18 protein-coding genes are annotated in these 19,414 nt (G+C 41.2%); 11 read left to right on the top strand and 7 right to left on the bottom strand.

Annotation, left to right across the window (positions count from 1 at the left end; translation table 11 throughout):
• Positions 1–12: 12 nt before the first annotated feature.
• From ACYSNU_RS01080 to ACYSNU_RS01095, 4 genes are all read left to right on the top strand, one after another.
• Positions 13–819: a WxL domain-containing protein gene (locus ACYSNU_RS01080; RefSeq protein WP_461735380.1), complete on the top strand. Its 807-nt coding sequence runs from the start codon at positions 13–15 to the stop codon at positions 817–819.
• A gap of 329 nt (positions 820–1,148) precedes the next feature.
• Positions 1,149–2,318, top strand: a complete 1,170-nt coding sequence (locus ACYSNU_RS01085) for a DUF916 and DUF3324 domain-containing protein (protein WP_461735381.1) — start codon at positions 1,149–1,151, stop codon at positions 2,316–2,318.
• A 12-nt stretch (positions 2,319–2,330) separates the two neighbouring features.
• Positions 2,331–3,089 carry a hypothetical protein gene (locus ACYSNU_RS01090; protein WP_461735382.1) on the top strand — a complete coding sequence of 253 codons (759 nt, stop codon included), beginning with the start codon at positions 2,331–2,333 and terminating at the stop codon, positions 3,087–3,089.
• 120 nt (positions 3,090–3,209) lie between these two features.
• The gene (locus tag ACYSNU_RS01095) at positions 3,210–3,440 is read left to right on the top strand and encodes a hypothetical protein (RefSeq protein WP_461735383.1); all 231 of its coding nucleotides are present in this window, start codon (positions 3,210–3,212) and stop codon (positions 3,438–3,440) included.
• A 255-nt stretch (positions 3,441–3,695) separates the two neighbouring features.
• Here the strand turns inward: ACYSNU_RS01095 and ACYSNU_RS01100 are convergent, their stop codons facing one another.
• Genes ACYSNU_RS01100 through ACYSNU_RS01110 form a run of 3 tightly spaced genes read right to left on the bottom strand, consistent with a single transcriptional unit; the run spans position 3,696 to position 7,850 of the window.
• Positions 3,696–4,547 carry a PRD domain-containing protein gene (locus tag ACYSNU_RS01100; RefSeq protein WP_461735384.1) on the bottom strand — a complete coding sequence of 284 codons (852 nt, stop codon included), beginning with the start codon at positions 4,545–4,547 and terminating at the stop codon, positions 3,696–3,698.
• A 16-nt stretch (positions 4,548–4,563) separates the two neighbouring features.
• Positions 4,564–5,964, bottom strand: a complete 1,401-nt coding sequence (locus ACYSNU_RS01105) for a glycoside hydrolase family 1 protein (RefSeq protein WP_461735385.1) — start codon at positions 5,962–5,964, stop codon at positions 4,564–4,566.
• Between the two features lie 11 nt (positions 5,965–5,975).
• Positions 5,976–7,850: a beta-glucoside-specific PTS transporter subunit IIABC gene (locus ACYSNU_RS01110; protein ID WP_461735386.1), complete on the bottom strand. Its 1,875-nt coding sequence runs from the start codon at positions 7,848–7,850 to the stop codon at positions 5,976–5,978.
• Positions 7,851–8,368: 518 nt separating this feature from the next.
• Here ACYSNU_RS01110 and ACYSNU_RS01115 point away from each other — a divergent pair.
• The gene (locus ACYSNU_RS01115; protein WP_461735387.1) at positions 8,369–9,544 is read left to right on the top strand and encodes an MFS transporter; all 1,176 of its coding nucleotides are present in this window, start codon (positions 8,369–8,371) and stop codon (positions 9,542–9,544) included.
• Positions 9,545–9,710: 166 nt separating this feature from the next.
• Here ACYSNU_RS01115 and ACYSNU_RS01120 read toward each other — a convergent pair whose 3' ends face one another.
• The gene (locus ACYSNU_RS01120) at positions 9,711–10,193 is read right to left on the bottom strand and encodes a DNA-deoxyinosine glycosylase (RefSeq protein ID WP_461735388.1); all 483 of its coding nucleotides are present in this window, start codon (positions 10,191–10,193) and stop codon (positions 9,711–9,713) included.
• A gap of 10 nt (positions 10,194–10,203) precedes the next feature.
• Positions 10,204–11,544, bottom strand: coding sequence for a sigma-54 interaction domain-containing protein (locus ACYSNU_RS01125; protein ID WP_461735389.1), 1,341 nt, complete (start codon positions 11,542–11,544; stop codon positions 10,204–10,206).
• Positions 11,545–11,767: 223 nt separating this feature from the next.
• On the opposite strand from ACYSNU_RS01125, the gene ACYSNU_RS01130 reads away from it, so the two are divergent.
• Genes ACYSNU_RS01130 through ACYSNU_RS01155 form a run of 6 tightly spaced genes read left to right on the top strand, consistent with a single transcriptional unit; the run spans position 11,768 to position 17,284 of the window.
• Positions 11,768–13,123 carry an acyclic terpene utilization AtuA family protein gene (locus tag ACYSNU_RS01130; protein ID WP_461735390.1) on the top strand — a complete coding sequence of 452 codons (1,356 nt, stop codon included), beginning with the start codon at positions 11,768–11,770 and terminating at the stop codon, positions 13,121–13,123.
• A 2-nt stretch (positions 13,124–13,125) separates the two neighbouring features.
• The gene (locus tag ACYSNU_RS01135; protein WP_461735391.1) at positions 13,126–13,425 is read left to right on the top strand and encodes an AtuA-related protein; all 300 of its coding nucleotides are present in this window, start codon (positions 13,126–13,128) and stop codon (positions 13,423–13,425) included.
• 10 nt (positions 13,426–13,435) lie between these two features.
• On the top strand, positions 13,436–14,728 hold the full coding sequence (locus ACYSNU_RS01140; protein WP_461735392.1) for a CitMHS family transporter: 1,293 nt from the start codon (positions 13,436–13,438) through the stop codon (positions 14,726–14,728).
• A 24-nt stretch (positions 14,729–14,752) separates the two neighbouring features.
• Positions 14,753–15,931 (top strand): acetyl-CoA C-acetyltransferase, encoded by a 1,179-nt coding sequence (locus ACYSNU_RS01145; protein WP_461735393.1) that lies wholly within the window; start codon positions 14,753–14,755, stop codon positions 15,929–15,931.
• Positions 15,932–15,940: 9 nt separating this feature from the next.
• Complete coding sequence (locus tag ACYSNU_RS01150) at positions 15,941–16,624, top strand: CoA transferase subunit A (RefSeq protein ID WP_265455779.1); 684 nt, start codon at positions 15,941–15,943, stop codon at positions 16,622–16,624.
• Positions 16,625–17,284, top strand: coding sequence for a 3-oxoacid CoA-transferase subunit B (locus ACYSNU_RS01155; protein WP_461735394.1), 660 nt, complete (start codon positions 16,625–16,627; stop codon positions 17,282–17,284).
• Between the two features lie 71 nt (positions 17,285–17,355).
• Here ACYSNU_RS01155 and ACYSNU_RS01160 read toward each other — a convergent pair whose 3' ends face one another.
• Positions 17,356–18,561, bottom strand: coding sequence for an MFS transporter (locus tag ACYSNU_RS01160; RefSeq protein ID WP_461735395.1), 1,206 nt, complete (start codon positions 18,559–18,561; stop codon positions 17,356–17,358).
• A 95-nt stretch (positions 18,562–18,656) separates the two neighbouring features.
• Complete coding sequence (locus tag ACYSNU_RS01165; protein ID WP_461735396.1) at positions 18,657–19,199, bottom strand: NUDIX hydrolase; 543 nt, start codon at positions 19,197–19,199, stop codon at positions 18,657–18,659.
• Between the last annotated feature and the right edge of the window lie 215 nt (positions 19,200–19,414).

A 19,414-nucleotide genomic window follows, 5' to 3' on the forward strand; every position in this document is an offset into this window, starting at 1 on the left:
GGAAATGAAAAAATGAAAGCAAATAAAATTATTACAGGCTTAACTTTAGGTGTACTGGGCGTTGTCGCTTTTGCACCAAGCGCTTTGGCTGCTTCAACTGACAGCCAAACAACAGACGGTAAAGTGACCATCACTGCCGGTACTGACCCAACTTTTGAGGGATTTATTAAACCAGGAACTTACAACGATAAAATTGGGATGGACGCAACATACGGTAAAAATGGTTCAACTACAGCAACTTTACGCTTTAACTGGGTACCTAATTTTGATTTTGGCACAGTTTCAGCAACAGCCTATGACCAAGTAATTGATTCAAAAATTCACGCTTATACTTACGATGACACTTCTGTTGGTACTGGCGGAAATATTTATCAATTTGTGCAAGTTCAAGATATGACTGGTAATGCAAGCAGCAACTTTAAAGTGAGCTTGTCTGCGACAACTTTTGCAGATAGCCCAACTTCACCAACAACATCTTTAACTAACACACGGATTCGTCTATCAGGCTTCACAACAACAAATAACCAACAATACAATACAACTGTAACTAATGGCAGTCTATTGTCAGCTTTGGCTATTTCTGGTGATTACGTAGAATTAACACCAGGCAGCTCTTATGAATTAATGAAGACAACAACTTCTACTGGCAATACATCAAACGGTTCTGTTTCTTCATTAGTATTCAATAACGCCTATGCAGCTGCGACTGATACTACTGCAACAACAAATGACCAAGTTCAATTGTTCGTGCCTTCGAATGAAATGATTGCCGGCAATTACAGCTCAACGCTGACTTGGAGTTTAGACGATACTTTATAAAAACAGATAGAAGATAAGTTTTCCGCTGAGATTTTAATCTAGCAATGGAATAAAAAGTCTCTCTCACTTATTTTTAAAAATCTGCGAAATGGGATTGCCGCTTTGAGTCAGTGCTTTCCTTCAGATAAGTAACTAAATTTTCTTGATCTGAAAAGCATTTTTTTCCTTTGACAGAAAAAATGAGGCTGAGACATTAGTTAAAACAGAACTGGAATTTACGAACCATCTAGTTTGAAATTTCCTCTGTAAAAAGGCTAATGACACAGTCTCATCTGACTCAAGTGCAATCTCTTTGTACATACTAGTGATTAACTTAAGGAGCATTCTACATGAACAGCAAAATTTTTAAGGCCTTTGCAGGAATTTTCTTTTTGGCGCTGCTTTTTGTCAGCTGGCCGCAATTAGCCCAAGCAGCATCTGATAACTTACAAGTATCAGTAAAAGCAATTCTGCCGGAAAATCAAGCATCAGATGTCACCTATTATGATTTGCGGATGACACCGGGACAGCAGCAGGATTTAGAGCTGCAATTAACCAATAGCTCAGATCAGGAGCAGACGGTTTCTTTGACGATTACCAATGCCACGACTAATTCGACCGGTTCGATTGATTACTCCTTGCGGGGAGAGGAATATGAACGGGACAATACTTTGCAGATTGGAATGAGCGATTTGGTAACGGTGCCTGAGACGGTTACCGTGCCTGCTAACAGCACAGTCTCAACCCAATTGTCAGTTAATATGCCGGAAGAATCTTTTGATGGTATGATTTTAGGCGCCGTGCGGGTCTCTTTGCCAGAAGATGAAGAAAGCGAAACGGCTGATTCAGGTTCGGGTGTCTCCATAAAAAATCAAATTGCTTATACAGTCGGTTTGAAATTACAAGAAACAGATACTGAAGTACCGGCAGAATTAGATTTACTCAATGTAGCAGCCGGCCAGACTTCTGGTAGAAATGCGGTTTTGGTGACACTGCAAAATAATCAAGCTAATGTTTTAGAAGATATTACTTATTCTGCGCAAGTTTACCGTGATGGCAGTGATGAAGTGTTACATGAAGCCAATGTCACGGGCTATCGCTTTGCACCTAATTCACATTTTGATTATGTAATTAGTTGGGAAGGTCAACGTTTCCAAGCGGGAACTTACCGCTTGCGGATGACGGCCGATTCAGAAGCGACTGGCCAGCACTGGGAATGGGATCAGACTTTTGAAATTACAGCAGATGAAGCTAAAAAATTAAATGAATCAGCGATTGATTTAGACGAAGACAATACGCTGTTGTATATCATTATCGGATTGTCCATCTTAGGCTTAGTAATTCTTTTGATTGTGTTATTAGTTTACTTGAAAAAACGCAAAGATCGTCGTCGCCGGGAAGAAGCGTTGCGGAGACGCAAACTGCGGGAACGTAAAAAGCGCCAACAAATACAGGGGAAAAAAGGACCGCAAAAAAAGTCGAATTCCTCAAAAAAACGCCCCCCAAGAAATGATGTCTAGGAGGGCTGACCAATGAAAAATGACGAAAACAAATCATTAGAAGAAGTAACCAAAGACCAGCAAAAACAAGCAGAACTTCTGCAAGAGGAAAAGACAGCAGCAACCGATTCAACAAAGTCTGATGGAACAACAGCTGAAAATGACAGCCCGATAGATACGGAAGTAGTCGAAGAAATACCAGAAGATGAAGAACTTATCTCTGATGAGAACTTGGCTAAGCTACCGACTGTTTCAAAAAAAGTCTATCGACTGATTTATGGGGCGATTGCCGTGATGCTATTGCTCTTGGCGTTTGGCATCTATCGTTTTTACCCCTTTCATAACAAAATCATGGGAACGTGGACTGCATCTGATAATCCGACTTATCAGCTAGATGTTAAGGAGGAGCAAACCAGTTTTACCATCAAAAATGTTCAAAATACCGATTATATCAATATGGTTTTTGAAGGTGATTTGAAGGCAACGGGAACGAATCGTTATCGTTTAGAAAATGTCTCTGTCTATCTAGACGTAGACAAGGAAGGTCTTTCAGATGATGAGCTGGCAACTGTTAAGGAACAGGAGAATTTATATACGGTTGTCGCAGAAGATGATGAGACCTTGAAGCTGCAATACACAGATGAAGCCCTTGCCTCAGCTTTTACCAACGATTTAGAGCGGATGTTTTATTTCACCTTAGAGGATTTCAAATATGAGCTGTTTCCACAGGACTTACGAGTCCGCAGTGAGGCTTTATCACAAACAAGTTTTATTTTGGAACGCCAGACTTAGAATATAGAAAAAATATTTGAAAATAGTCTGTTTATCATAAAAGAATCATATTATTTAACTTATCTGCGCAAAAGCATTATACTATTTTGTGTAAGATAACCAATTTGAGGAGGCTTTATCATGACAAATTATGATGCAAAAGAAGAAAAAGCTTTAGAAAAAATTGCCGATACAATCGACAAATTGGATGTTACTTTAGAAAAATTCGAAGATACTGACAGCAGAATCAAAGCTTGGGCCGAACAACGCAAAGCGATTTTCGAAATCAAGAAGATTTTACATGAAGCTGGCAAATTCGAAAAATACGATCAAAAAGAATACGATGATTTTATGGATGAATTTTTTGGTTAAGCATATGTAGCGGTTTTGGTGTTGCATGAACGAAATAAAAAGGTTGAACAGCCACTTAAAAGCAGGTCAGTTTACTGATTAAGGCTTTTGGGTGGTTGTTTTTTGTTCGTTGAAATTTTAGCGAATCGCGTACAGGAAGGGTATCTTCTATATTAATCAAACAAAAAACTCAGCAGTTCTTTCAAGATGGTCAGCAAACTATTCGGCTAGTTTGCTAATGTGTCTGAAAGATGCTGCTGAGACTGTATTATTCATTTAAGCGTGGTTATTGGCTTCACTGACAAGCCGATGTAAATGAACCAGTAGATAGATTTTTTCTTGCTTGGAAAGCTCTTGGTGATACTTAGTTAAGATAAACTGCTGAATATTTTGTATAGCGAGGCTTTCTTGAGGCATGTTTTCCTGCAAAGACTTAAAAAGGACTTCGGATTCTTTATCTTCAAAAAGTTTTTCTTCATAGACTCGTTCGGCAAAATAAGTTAGATGAGTTAAGAATCGGGAATAAGAAAAGCTGTCCTTGTCAAACTCAAGATTTAAGGAGCGGGTGACTAGCCGTTCGATATTTTTTACGAGGGCGGCAACCGCCTGCTCTTTTTGGAAAGCTGATGAGTTGAGCTTGGCATTGACAAAATGAAGACCAATGGCGGTAGCTTCACTTTCTGGTAGCTGAATGTTCAATTCTTGATTGATTAATTGAACGGCAAACTTGCCAATCAAATATTCTTCCCGATGATGATTGATTACTTCGATGTAAGTGAAATTTTCGCCGATATTTCCGTTTTCCAGGCGTCTGACCACAAAGGCAATGTGGTCAGACAAGGAGAGGTAGAGATAGTCCATGACTTCCATCTTAAAAGTGTCATGGGCATAAGCGACAATCTTTTGCACCAACTGAAAATAGATATCATCTAGCTCACTGGCTAGCTGAACAAAATTCAGCAGGACTTTTTTATCTTTTAATAGGAAGACTTTTTCTATTTTCTCATCGTCAACGGGATTGCCGATGGACTGTTTAAAGCCAATGCCTTTGCCCATTAAGACACATTCAGTGCCGGTCTCATCGAGGGCGAGGACTAAAGAATTATTCATAACCTTCAGTATTTGCATCGCGTGTTCTCCATTTTTATTCTAAGCCGTTATGTTTTATTACCTCTTGATACCAATAGAAGCTATCTTTTTTGATGCGGGCCAAGTCCTTCAATTCATGGTCTTCTCGATTGACAAAAATAAAGCCGTACCGTTTTTTGAAACCTTGATGAGAACTGAGTAAATCCATAACAGACCAGGGACAATAGCCAAAGAGTTCAACGCCATCTTGAATGGCATCATAACAAGCGGCAATATGGTCACGGATATAGTCAATGCGATAATCATCGTGGATTTTTCCATCTTCTGTTAAAACATCAGGAGTACCTAAGCCATTTTCAGTAATAATCAATGGTAAACGGTATTGACGATAATATTCGTTTAAGACTAGGCGCAGGCCCATTGGATCGATTTGGGCACCGTATTTTGAAGAGGCCAAATGTTCGTTGCGTTCGACTTTAAAGAAACCATACAAATCAAAATCGATATCTTTTTCTTTTGTGCCATAGGGATGCTGTTTATCGACAGGCAGATAGCTGGCAACTAGCGTCCGATAATAATTTAAGGCAATAAAATCCGGCTTGGCCGCTTTTAAAATAGCGGCGTCCTCTGGTTGTGTTTTCGGATAGATACCACATTTAGTTAGATACTCTTTATAATATCCGGGATAATCTCCAAAGCAATACATCTCTAAACCGTAATTGGTTTTGAAATTATCGTTCATTTTTGCAGCCCAAACATCCTCAGGTCGATTGGAACTAGGATAAGTCATTGTTGAGGAAACAGCTGGTCCAATTTTACCATTTTCCACCAGTTTGTGACAGTCGCTGGTGGCTAAGGCGTGGGCGACAAACATATGATAATCCATCTGCGCTCGAACTCTTTCAGCGTCTTCTGGGGCTACATCATACATGTTCATCCGCTCGTTGACTCGAATCATTAAATTCTGCTCATTATTGACCTGCCAGTCCTTCACCCGGTCACCAAAAGCTTGATAACAAACCTGAGCGTAACGTTGAAAAGCTTCCACACAGCGGCGATCTTCCCAGCCGTTGTATTTTTCAACTAAGGCAAAGGGTAAATCAAAATGAAACAGGGTAATGAAAGGCATAATATCTGCCGCTAATAAAGCATCAATCACTTGATTATAAAAGTCAATCCCTGCTTGGTTGACTTCACCATCGCCATCAGGAATAATGCGGGCCCATGAAAGGGAAAAACGGTAAGTCTTCAGACCCATTTCCTTCATTAACTGAATGTCTTCTTGATAGTGATGATAAAAATCACTGGCTACTTTGCTATCTGCCTGAATAGCAGAGCGCTTAAAAGAATTATAGTCAGCAACGCTCATCCCTTTGCCATCAGCGTCCCAGCCGCCTTCAATTTGAAAAGCGGAGGACGAGGCACCCCATAAAAAATTATCTGCAAAACGTTTCATCTTAAAATCTCCTATTCTCGAATAAATAATAAGTCTTCATCAAAATCAATGGTTGCCTGCTGGCTTGAGCCAACTGCTCGATACTGCGCTGTATTGGTGACAATAATCGAAGTTGTCGGATCATAGCCGGCTGCTTTGATTTTATCAAGATCAAAGCTGACAATTTTAGTTCCTTTGGTAATGTGGTCACCCGCTTTAACAAAGCCTTCAAAAAATTTCCCGTTGAGCTCAACGGTGTCAATGCCAACATGAATCAACATTTCAATACCATTATCTAATTTCAAACCGATAGCGTGCAAACTTGGATAAAGGACTGAGACTTCGCAATCCATCGGGGCTAAAACTTCACCGATTTCTGGATAGACGGCAATTCCTTGGCCCATTGCACCAGAGGCAAAGACTTCATCTTTAACTTCAGTTAAAGGAATTGTCATCCCTTTAACAGGTGACAAGGTTTTTAAATCTGTATCTGAAATAGTATATTCTGAAGTTGCTTCTGTTACGGTTGCTGCTTTTTTCTTTTCGTCTTCTGGTAAATCTTTAAAGCCTAAAATGACGGTCAAGGCACAAGCACCGAAAAAGGCAATTGCTGAACCTAGTAAGTAACAAACAAATGCTTTCGTTCCCGCATCTGCATAAACCGGAATGGTTAAAATTCCTTGATTGGCAAAGGCTGTTCCGTATGAACCACCCCAGCCCATCAAAGCTCCGCCTAAAGCCCCGCTGATTACTGCATAAATCATCGGTTTTTTCAAACGCAAGTTGGCTCCATAAATCGCTGGCTCGGTAATCCCAAAGAGGGCGGTGACTGTTGCAGAGGCTGCGACAGTTTTCAAGCCTTTATTTTTTGTTTTCAAAAAGACTCCTAGGGCTGCACCGGCTTGTGAGAAGTTAGCAGCACCAGCAAAAGCCAAAAGATTTTGGCGACCAGTTTGAGCCACATCATTAATCCCAATTGGAATAATCGCCCGGTGAGCACCAAAGATAACCAAGACACACCAGATACCGCCAATAAAGGCACCCAATAAAATCGGGCTAAGTCCCATAATATAATAGTAGATAAAGTTGATGAATTCACCGATGTAAATGCCAATCGGGCCAAAAATCAACAGCGTTGCTGGAATCATAACTAACAGTGAGAAGGTCGGTACCATGATAATTTTTAAAACTTCTGGGATAACGCGATCCAAAAAGCGTTGGACATAAGACAAAATAAATACTGCAATAATAATCGGAATCACTGAAGAGGTGTAGCTTGCTTGCGTCACAGGCAAGCCGAATAATGTGACCGCCGCATCGCCAGTCATTAGCGCAACAATCGCTGGATAACACAGGGTTGCTCCGACGATCATGGCAATGTATTCGTTACACTTGAAGACTTTTGAAGCCGAGTAGCCTAAGATGACTGGCATAAAATAAAAGAGGGCATCAGACGTCGCATTTAAAATCGTATAGGTTGAAAAAGTTGTGATATCCGTCTGATAAAAATTATTGGCAATAATTACCGCTACCGATAAAATCCCTTTTAACATCCCTGAAGCGGCAATCGCTGGAACAGTCGGTGTAAAAATCGCCGCCACTGCATTTAAAATGCGGGTACCGAAACCGACTTTTTCTTCCGTCGCCGGCATCTGATCTAAATCACCTAAAAGGGGTTCTAATTCCTGATAGACTTTTTCGACTTTATTGCCTAAGACCACTTGATATTGACCGCTGCTCTCGACAACTGAGATAACTCCTTCGATATTGGAAATCTGTTCCTTATCAGGAATTGATTTATCCTTCAAATTAAACCGCAAACGGGTAAAACAATGGGTCAGGCCGCTGACATTTTCCTTGCCGCCAACTTGCTGTAAAATTGTTTGAGCTGTTTCTTTGTAGTTCATTTGGGTTCCTCCTTGTTTTCAGAGACACTATTTGTAAAAACATGAGCTGTTTTCTTTTTAGACTGCTTGAATAAGTAAAATCATTGCTGAGATGCTTTCGAGTATAGCATTTGCTGAAGTTGGTAAGCCTTCTCAAAGATTGCTACAACTTCTGTTGCTGCAAAACAGTAAGCGCTTTTGTTAAATAAAAAGCAAAACGATATTTTTCTAAAAAATAAAATCAGGTTTGCTCCGTTGGCCAGCGGAAATGATGTCAGCTAACAAAAAAAGATCAAACATACTTAAATAACACCATCGGTCGCCCATGGATATCATTCAGGTACATTCGATCTTGCCTGCTTTACCAGTAACATGTCAAACTGCATCTTGTTTTATTTGATTCAAAATTAACACGCTTACAAAAAATAGTCAAGATTTTTCCGAAAAAATTTTTTCGTGAATTTTTCCCTAAAAAAAGATTTGCAAATTCTTTTTCTGACCGTTAAGATAGTCACTAGTTTATCGAGGAGGAATTTGTTATGAAAATCACAAGTCAAAAACAGCCTAAATTAATATTGTTGATAGTTATTTTATTCTGGTTCGCCCAGTATGTTTATATTCCTTATCAAACCCCATACTTAGCAGCTATCAATGTGTCGACAAATTTTGTCGGTATGATTGTTGGCGCTTACGGAATTTCGCAATTATTATTACGTCTACCCGTCGGAGTCATGGCTGATTTGCGGGGCAATCATAAGTTCTTCATCACAATAGGTGTTTTACTGGCGGGATTTGCATCACTAATCCGAATAATTAGTCCAGACGGCATCGGCTTTTTAGTGGCAAATATTTTATCTGGATTTGCCAGCGCTACTTGGATTTCATTTATGGTTTTATATCTAAGTTATTTTTCTAAGCTGCAACAAACGAGTGCAACAAGTAAAATCATCATGGCCAATAATCTAGGCATGTTGTTAGGTTTTATCACCAGCACATTGTTATTTAACATGTTGGGGATGCAAATTATTTGTCTCTTTAGTTTGCTCGCTGGTCTCATCGGTTTTGGCTTTTCACTTTTTGTTGTCAATCAAAAAAGTCAACCTTCTACTATCAAATTAGGGGAATTATTGCAGATTGGCAAAAATCGCCGTTTGTTATTGTTTTCTTTATTGGCACTTATCCAACAAGGGATTCAGATGTCAACGACGATGTCTTTTACCAATCAGATTATTCAAACATTGAGTGATTCAAGTCTTTTAGTGGGAATATCTTCAATAATTTACATGGTTGCCGCCGTCTTTTTTGCCCGCTTAGCTTCGACTGATTTCATCAACAAATTACCAAAGAAAAATTGGATTATTCTCAGTTTCATTTTGTTAGCGGTTTATTGCGTGGCCGTTCCTTTAAGCCCTTCGGTTGCCTTGATTTATTTTTTACAGCTGATTCCTGGTATGGCAACCGGTATTTTATTCTCACTCCTGACTTCCGAGGCCATGATGGAGGTTCCAGCTGAAAAGAAATCAACGGCAATGGGCTTTTTCCAAGCCATTTACGCCATTGGCATGACCTTGTTTCCCATCATTGCTGGTACCTTAAATGATTCCTTTTCCATGACAACCGCTTATTTCTTTTTAGGATTTATGGCCTTACTGGCGGGCAGTTCATTTTATGTGTATGGAAAGGTTGGCGAGAAATTGGGCTGGGAGAGTTATTGAGAAATTTTGAGTTGATTTGAGAGAAGAATACGAAATCATTCAACAGTAGTTTTTGCTGATTGTTGAATGATTTTTTTACATTCAAGTTTGCTCTTCACCTGCGATATATTCGGTGAAGGTATGATATAGATGAAGCTCGACTAAGTTAAGCTCTGTCAAGTTAAATTCACGTAAGCTTTTTCCCCAACACCTCAAACCACTGTTCCCGCCGCGCCACTGCATTTCCATTATTGGCCCCACTAGTAGAGTGACAACTCACCACTGGCAAATCAGGAAATAAATCATGGGCCAAAATTTCGCTGTAGGCTTTTTGACCATTGGCAACAATAAGACGCAAATGTGGAGTTGCTTTCCGCAATTTTTGAAAGTCATTCAGCTGAGTTTCTATAAAGGAGCTGTCCAAACTGCCGGCTCGATTAAAGCTGGCATAGACATCCCACAGGCCCAAGTGATGCTTCAATAGTTCCTCTATCCGCAGATTGTAGTCGGTCGATAAAGGCAAATCAAAATATTCAAAGAGAATTTTCCAAAATTGATTGCCGTTATTGCCGTAATATTGCTGTTTTTTTAACGAAATTTGGCTGGGGGCACTGCCGAGAATTAGTATTTCTGTTTGTTGAGTGTAAATCGGTGCTAGACCTTGTTCCATATTGAACTCCTTAGATGCCTAATTTATTGTACAAAGTCGCCAGCGAGATGCCCAATTGCTTGGCGGTTTTTTTCTTGCCTTCAATATCAGTGCCGTTGCGTTTGAAAAGCTCTGCGATGTAGTCATTTTCCTTCTGCTTAACATATTGCTTTAAAGGAATAATGTCTTCTTCGGCCAATTCGGTAGTTGGCGCAGCCGTCTGCTGATAATTGGCGAGATATTTTGGCAGCAAATCAGTAGTCAGCTTATCATTGGTGGTCATGACGCTACAATATTCAATCACATTTTGCAGCTCGCGGATATTACCAGGCCATTCATAGGCTTTCAGAAAGCCTTCAAAGGCGCTGTCCATCATGATAGCGGAGCCTTGCCGTTCTAGGAAAAATTCGGCCAGCGGGATGATATCTTCTTTGCGCTCTCTAAGGGCGGGAATATTTAAAGTAAAAGTTGCCAAACGGAAGAAGAGGTCATGTTTGAATTTTTTACTTTTTACTAACCCGTCTAAGTCTCGATTGGAGGCACAAATAATTCGGACATTGATAGGAATTTCCTTGCTACTGCCAAGGGGACGAATCCGCCGCTCTTGAAAAACCCGCAGTAATTTGGTTTGGACAGATAAATCCATCTCACCAATTTCATCGAGAAAAACCGTGCCGCCTTCCGCTTCGACAAAGACACCGTTCTTACCTTCTTTTTTAGCACCGGTAAAAGACCCGCTAGTGTAGCCGAACAGTTCGCTCTCCAACATTTCAGTGTTCAACGAGGCACAGTTAATGGGGATGAAAGGCGCATTTTGCCGCTCGCTGCTATTGTGAATTGATTGGGCAAACAGTTCTTTTCCGGTGCCGCTCTCCCCTTGAATCAAGACGGTGGAATCTCTTTTGGCCATTTTTTTTGCCAGTTGAATAGTAGCTAAAAGGGCGGAGGAGTGCCCTTGAATACTGTCAAAGGTGTAGCGGGTGGCATAGACTTTATTTTTTAATTGTTTAATGGTGACTTCTGATTTTTGCAGCCGCTCTTTATACATTTTTAAATCAGTCGATTCAATTGAGCTGGAAATCGCCCCGATGACTTGATTATTTTCGATAATTGGCACGAGATTGGTGAAAAATTCTTTGCCTTTAATTTCTCTTCGAATCGTCAGCAGGGGATGCTTTAAATCTAAAACTTCGGTTAAACGCGAATCAGGGCGGACGTCTTTTAATTTTTTGCCGATAATTTCAGTGGGAATTAAATCGGTCATTTTTTGATAGCCTTGGTTGGCAAAGGTTATCGCGCCTTCAGGGTCAATCATCAACAAAGGCGAATAAATCGCATTTAAAATTAATTGGGTTTCTGGTGAGACTTTCATTTGGGAACCACCTTTCCTAAAATTCTAGAATTTTAGAATTTTCTAATCATACTCCTACTATACTTGGTTTGAAAAGGATTTCAAGGTAATCGCTTCCATTTTGTTCTAATTTTTTAGAAATTATAAATAATTCTATACGGCAAACCCTGATTTCTATTCAAAAAAAGTTGGCACGCTACTTGCTTAATAGTGAAGTGTAGAAAACTTGAAAGGAAGTAACTAAATGAAAACAATTAGAATTGGCTCAGGAGCAGGCTATGGTGGCGACCGGATTGAACCGGCCTTGGATTTAATCAAGGAGGGCAACTTAGATTATATTATCTTTGAATGTTTGGCTGAACGGACCATCGCATTAGCGCAAAAAGAAAAATTGGCCGACGAAACAAAAGGCTACAATCCATTATTGGAATACCGCTTTGAAAAAATCTTACCACTACTAAAAGAACACCCAGTTAAAATCATCACTAACATGGGGGCTGCAAATCCCATTTTTGCCGCTAGAAAAGTTAAAGAACTAGCAGAAAAGCATGGTGTTGGAGGCTTGAAAATCGCTGCATTAATCGGCGATGATATTGTTGAAAAATTGTCTGAATTCAAAAATGAACCGGTGATGGAAACCGGTCGCCCGCTGGCTGAATTAGCAGAAAATATTTTATCAGCTAATGCCTATATCGGCGGCGAAAAAATTACGGAGGCTTTAGCAGGTGGTGCGGATATTATTATCACCGGTCGGGTTGCTGACCCTGCTTTGGTGATTGGCCCAATGATGCATGAATTTGGTCATGAATTTAATGATTTTGATTTTCTCGGCAAAGGCACGGTCGTCGGCCATTTATTAGAATGTGCCGGTCAAGTGACTGGCGGCTACTTTGCTGATCCTGGATACAAAGATGTTGCGGATTTGTGGAATTTAGGTTTTCCAATTGCCGAAGTGAGCGAAAACGGCGAAATCGTAATTACAAAGCTGTCCGATAAAGGCGGCGAAGTGACCGTTGATACGGTCACAGAACAATTATTATATGAAATTCAAGACCCAACTAATTATCAGACGCCAGATGTAGTCGCTGATTTTTCTAAAGTTACGCTGACGGAAATTGCTACCGATCGAGTTGCAGTTGCTGGAGCAACGGGTAAAGCTCGTACTGGCAGCTTAAAAGTCAGCGTTGGTTATACCGATGGCTTTATCGGTGAAGGAGAGATTTCTTACGGCGGTCATAACGCCTTAAAACGGGCGCAGCTGGCAGCAGAGATTATCGAAAAACGTTTTGAATTATTAGGTTATCACTATGAAGAATTACGGATTGATTACATTGGCGTCGATAGTCTTTACAAAGACAAATTAGGCAATAAATTCTTAGGTAGTGACCCGAGCTTTTCTGAAATTCGCTTGCGGATTGCTGCTAGAACCCACGACAAAGCATTAGCCGTTAAAGTCGGTCAAGAAGTTGAAGCACTATATACTAACGGACCAAGTGCTGGCGGTGGCGCCCGTGGCAAAGTAACTTCAATTGTCTCAGTGGCATCAGTTTTAGTTCCGGAAGATTTACCAAGTTTAGAATTAGTTTGGGAGGAAGTATAAAAATGAAATTATATAATATCGCACACTCAAGAACTGGTGACAAAGGAAATATTTCGACAATTTCTTTGATTGCCTATGAAGAAAGAAATTATGAAGTGATTAAAGCCGCGGTGACGAGCGAAAAAGTTATGGAATGGTTTAGTGAATTTGGCACTACCAAAGTCGATCGTTATGAATTACCGCAATTAAACGCTTTGAATTTTGTTTTAGACAATACCTTGGGCGGCGGAGTCACTCGCTCGCTAGCAGTTGACACCCACGGTAAAGCCCTCAGCAGTGCTTTATTAGAAATGGATATTTAGGAGGTTCCTTATGTTAGCAATTTGGGGAATAATTACAATTGTCGTCTTATTACTGTTAATCATGAGCAAAAAAATGATTCCAGTTATGGCTTTAATTATCGTACCGGTTCTAACAGCGCTGTTTGCGGGCTTCGGCCCGCAACTCGGCGAGTTTATGCTGGATGGGATTCAATCTATATCCGGCACCGGTGTTATGTTTATCTTTGCGGTCTTATTCTTTGGTGTTTTAAATGATGCGGGTACCTTTGACCCGATTATCCGGGGGATTTTGAGGGTGGTGGGAAAAGATCCCGTAAAAATTGCAGTCGGCATGGCCATTTTAGCCATGTTTATTCACTTGGATGGCTCAGGTGCCGTGACTTTCTTAGTTGTAGTACCAGCCTTTTTACCAATTTTTGAAAAATTAAAAATGCGCCGTTCAACATTAGCGACAATCGTTGCAATTGCAGCCGGTGCCAATATTTTACCTTGGAGTGGACCAGTCATCCGGGCAGCGAGTGCTTTGGAAGCTGACTCGCCGATGAGTTTTTACGGTACGATGTTTATCCCAGTATGTATCGGGATGGTTGCGGCCATTGTAATTTCTGGTTACTTAGGCCTGCGGGAAAAACGCCGCTTAATTGCAGAAGGTGGCTTTGAAGAAATTGAATTCGATCACACAGAATTTTCAACGGCCAGTGAATTTGCTCGGCCCAAAATGTTTATTCCTAACTTGATTTTAATTATCGTTGCGATTGCTACCATTATTTCCGGCGTGTTACCACCGGCAGCTGTCTTTATGATTGCCTTCTGTTTAGCTTTATTAGTGAACTACCGCACACCTGCTGAACAAAATCAACGAATTAAAGCCCACGGCAACGAAGCTTTGACGATGGCCAGCGTTCTATTTGCGGCCGGTTCTTTTACTGGTATCATGACTAACAGTGGCATGATTACAGCGATGGCGGATGGTTTAGTTTCAATCGTACCTGCTTCAATGGCCGGTTCTCTGCCATTAGTTGTCGGAATTTTAGCGATGCCGATGAGTTTACTCTTTGACCCAGATTCCTTTTACTTCGGAATTTTACCAGTCTTGGCATCAACCGCCGCTCAAGTTGGCGTTGATCCGTTAAGCGTCGGTCATGCGGCGATTGTCGGTCAAATGACGACTGGTTTTCCAATTAGCCCATTAACACCTGCAACTTTCTTATTAATTGGCTTAGTTGGTATCGACCTTGGGGAACATCAACGAAAAACCATTCCATGGGCCTATCTGGTCTCGATCATTATCTTAGTATCAGGACTTATCACTGGTGCCATTTAGTTGGCACGTAAAGGAGAAATTTAGATGACTGAAGTTTATATTGTAGCAGCTTTACGCAGCCCCATCGGATCTTTCGGCGGTGCGTTAAGCAGTTTAAAAACCGTTGATTTAGGGACGGCTGTTCTTGAAAAAGTTTTAGAAAAAAGTCAGGTGCCAGTTGAGGCTGTCGATGAAGTCTTTTTCGGCGCAACTTTACAAGCGGGACAAGGGCAAAATGTCGCACGGCAAATTGCCATCAAAGCCGGCCTGCCGGTAGAAGTACCGGCGACCACAATCAATATGGTCTGCGGTTCCGGTATGAAAACAATTATCGAAGGTCTGCGTTCAATCTTAGCTGGTGACAATCAAATTGTTGTCGCTGGTGGCGCAGAAAGCATGAGTAATGCGCCCTATGTTTCAGAAACGGCCCGCTTTGGTGCCCGGATGGGAAATACGGAGCTTGTCGATACAATGATTCATGATGGTCTCTGGGATGCCTTCAATGATTATCACATGGGTATCACCGCAGAAAATATTGCGGAACAATGGCAGCTCTCCAGAAAGGCAATGGATGATTTTGCCCTTAATTCTCAAAACAAAGCGTTTGCGGCGATTGAAGCTGGTCGTTTCAAAGATGAGATTGTCCCGATAACTGTTAAAAATCGACGGGAAACAATTGTCGTCGATACCGATGAGCACCCTCGAAAAACAACAGCCGAAAAATTAGCGAATCTAAAGCCAGCCTTTAAAAAAGATGGCAAGGTGACCGCCGGCAACGCTTCTGGCATTAATGACGGTGCAGCAGCTTTAGTCATTGCTTCAAAAGAAGCTGTCGAAGCATACGGACTAACACCTTTGGCAAAAATTATCAGCTGGGGGCAAGGGGGCGTCGACCCTTCGATTATGGGCATGGGACCGGTGCCGGCCACTAAAAATGCTTTGAAAAAAGCTGGCCTGACGGTGGCTGATTTGGATTTAGTTGAAGCAAATGAAGCTTTCGCGGCGCAAGCACTAGCTGATTTACAGGAATTGAAAATTAATCCGGAAATCACCAATGTCAACGGGGGGGCAATTGCCCTTGGTCATCCAATCGGCGCATCAGGGGCCAGAATTGTTGTGACCCTCCTGCATGAAATGCAAAAACGACCTGAGGCTAAAAAAGGCTTGGCCACTTTATGTATCGGTGGCGGCATGGGAACGGCTCTGATTGTAGAAAAGGTTTAGGTGAAACGAATGAAAAATAAACAAATTTCGATTGCAGAAGTCGTGGCAAAAATTCCTAGCGGTGCGACGCTGATGATTAACGGTTTTATGGGCTGTGGCAACCCCCATAAAATTATTGAAGCGTTGGCAGCTAGCGGAGTTAAAGATCTAACCGTGATTGCCAATGACGCTTCAATGCCCGTTGGCCCTCAAGGGGAGGACTTTTACGGCATTGCGAAGCTGATTCATAATCATCAAGTTAAAACTTTAATTGCATCTCATGTGGGTTTAAATCCTGAAGTGGCTCAGCAGATGAATGCTGGTGAGCTGGAGGTTATTTTAATTCCACAAGGCTCTCTAGCCGAAATGATTCGCGCTGGCGGTGCCGGTCTTGGGGGAATCATTACCCCAACAGGCGTGGGCACAATCGTTGAAGATCAAAGTTATACCATCGGTAAAACGGAAATAGATGGCAAACAATATTTAATTCAACGACCTTTAAAAGCGGATATCGCTTTAATCAGCGGCTTTCAAGTAGATGAAAGCGGCAATGTCTGGTATCGAGGAACGACGAGAACCTTTGGCCCGCTGATGGCTTTAGCGGCAGAAACAGTAATCGTTGAAGCCGATCATCTCGTGTCTGCGATTGAGCCAGAAAATATCGTGACGCCGGGAGTCCTAGTAGATTTTGTCACAGCAAAGAAGGTGAGCTAAATGGAAAAGCAATTGACAACAAAACAAATTATCGCCAAAAGAGTGGCAGAAGAATTTATTGATGGTGCTCTGGTGAATTTAGGCATTGGACTGCCGACAATGATTCCCGGCTTTTTACCTGAAGGTGTCGACGTGACGATTCAAACGGAAAACGGCATTGTCGGTGCCGGCAATGCTGGCGATTTTGATCCAGCCTATGTCACCGACGCTGGTGGTCAACCGGCACAAATTTCTCAAGCAGCAGCCTTTGTTGACTCCGCCACATCATTCGCCTTAATCCGTGGCGGTCACGTTGATTTTACCGTCTTAGGCGCATTACAAGTGGATGAAAAAGCCAATCTAGCCAATTGGATTATCCCCGGAAAAATGGTGCCGGGCATGGGCGGGGCCATGGATTTAGTTTCCGGTGCCAAAAAAGTCATCGTAGCCATGGAACATACCGCAAAGGGAAAAGTCAAAATTTTAACTGATTGTACTTTACCTTTAACGGGAATGAATTGTGTTAATATGATTGTCACCGAATTAGCGGTTTTTGAATTTATCAACGGAGAACTGACTTTAACAGAAATCAATGACAATTCCAGTTTAGAGGAAATTCAAGAAAAAACAGATGCCCATTTTACGGTGGCTTTAAAAAATAAGCTGACAGCTATCAGCTAAAGAAAAAGATTTACCCAGCCTTGCCTGAGATGTTTCCGGCAACGTTAGGTAAATCTTTTTTTGTAGAAAATTTAAACCTTTTTCAACACAACACTAGCCCGCCTACGACTCATCACACCAACTAAAAAGACACAGGCAACTAGCATAATTGGGAAAATACTGCCGCTGAGAATCCCTGCCTGTAATGAATTACCAGAATTTTGGGCAACGGTTCCTACTAGCGCCGGTCCAATCGAACAACCCAAATCCCCCGCTAAAGCCAAATAGGCAAACATCGCTGTTCCACCGTTACGAATATATTTAGAAGAAAGACTGAAGGTTCCTGGCCATAAAATGCCAACCGAAAAACCGCTTAGAGCGCAGCCGATAAAACCAAATATTGGATTACCGCTTAGTCCAACGAGCAAGTAGGCTGCAAGACAGAGAAAGCCGCTCGCCTGCATAAATTTATTTAACTGGAGCTTTTCACCGTATTTTCCATAGAGTAAACGGGAAAGTCCCATCATAATTGCAAAAAGCATTGGGCCAGCCAAATCTCCGAGCGCTTTGGAGACACCTAAGGCCTGCTCGGCAAAAGTCGAGGCCCACTGACTGATGGATTGCTCGCTAGCTCCGGCGGCTACCATCATCACCAAAAAGAGCCAAAAACTTTTCAAACCAAAAAGCTGCCGGTTGCTTAAGCTAACTTCGCCCTCAGGCACAACTGGAGCCAGCGGTACTTTGGTGAAGATAAACATATTTGCTAGAGGAATTAAGGCCCATATCACTGCTAATATCGGCCAATTGGCAATGCCGAAAATCGCAAAGAAAATTGTCGAGACTAAAACCACGGCAACATAACCCCAGCAGTAAAAGGAGTGGAGCAGACTCATGGCTTTTTCTTTATTGTCAGTCGGGCAGGCTTCAACAATTGGGCTGACTAAGACTTCTAATAGACCGCCGCCAATCGCATAAATTAAAACGGATAATAATAAGCCAATAAATGGATCTGGCAGTAAATTGGGTAAAATGGCCAAGCTTCCTAAGCCAATAAAAGCAAACAAATGGGCTAAGACAATCGAAACCCGATAACCAATCCGGTCGACAAAAAAGATTGCCGCAAAGTCCACTGCCAGCTGCAATAAGAAATTTCCTGAAATCAGCAATGAAATCTGGGTCAGAGAAATTCCGTATTGACTGCGGAAGGTCAAAAACAATAAGGGAATAAAATTATTTAAAATAGCTTGAACAATATAGCCTGTGAAACAAGCGTAGAGAGTTTTTTGATAATTTTTCATAGCAGTCTCCAATAACTTTATAAATTTTGTTAATAAAGTTATTTTAAGGGAGTTACAAGAAAAACTCAATTGCATGTTGCACAAAAAATGCAGATTTATTCAGTCAAATATTGCAAATAGAGTAATAAGGCTGTCAGGGTTAGCCCGTCAGTAATCGTATTTTGTTGAATTAATTCTTTGACTTTGGTCATAGTCAGCCATTTGACTTGTTGCACTTCATTTTGATCAAAAACTTTTTGCGGTAGTTCTTCTTGTAAATAGCCTAAATAAATAGCAAATTTTTGGTTGGTGATACTATTACTAGGATAATACTCGTATAGTTTTTCAGTGATTGTTACTTGATAGCCGGTTTCCTCCAGACATTCCCTTGCCAATCCTGTTTCGGGAGTTTCATCAGCTTCAAGACTGCCGGCGGGAACTTCCCAGCTAAGAGTGTCTAGTAAATATCGGGGCACTGCCACGAATAAAATTTCTTGGCGAGGGTTTAAAATAATTCCCGCCACAGATTCGTTGTGGACATCAATGACATAATAATTCAACTTTTGTCCGGTTCTCTCCTCGGTGATCGCATCGAGATAAAGATTATACCAAGGATTTTCTAAAATAATCTTGCGGTGCTGCCGGTGAAAGAGGGACATCATAAAACTCCTTTTAGAAAACTTTTTCCTTTATCATAGCAAAAAGAATGAAGAGGCTGTGTAATTAGTTAAAGCAGAACCGAACTTTACAAACAATATCTAGTAAAATCACTAAATATTGCTGATTTGCGCCGAGGGCCTAATGGACCAAAGAGCAAATACAATATAGTTTGGGTTTTAATCTGCTAAAAGACTAATTAGACAGCCTCTTCAAA

Source organism: Enterococcus sp. LJL120 (assembly GCF_054871765.1).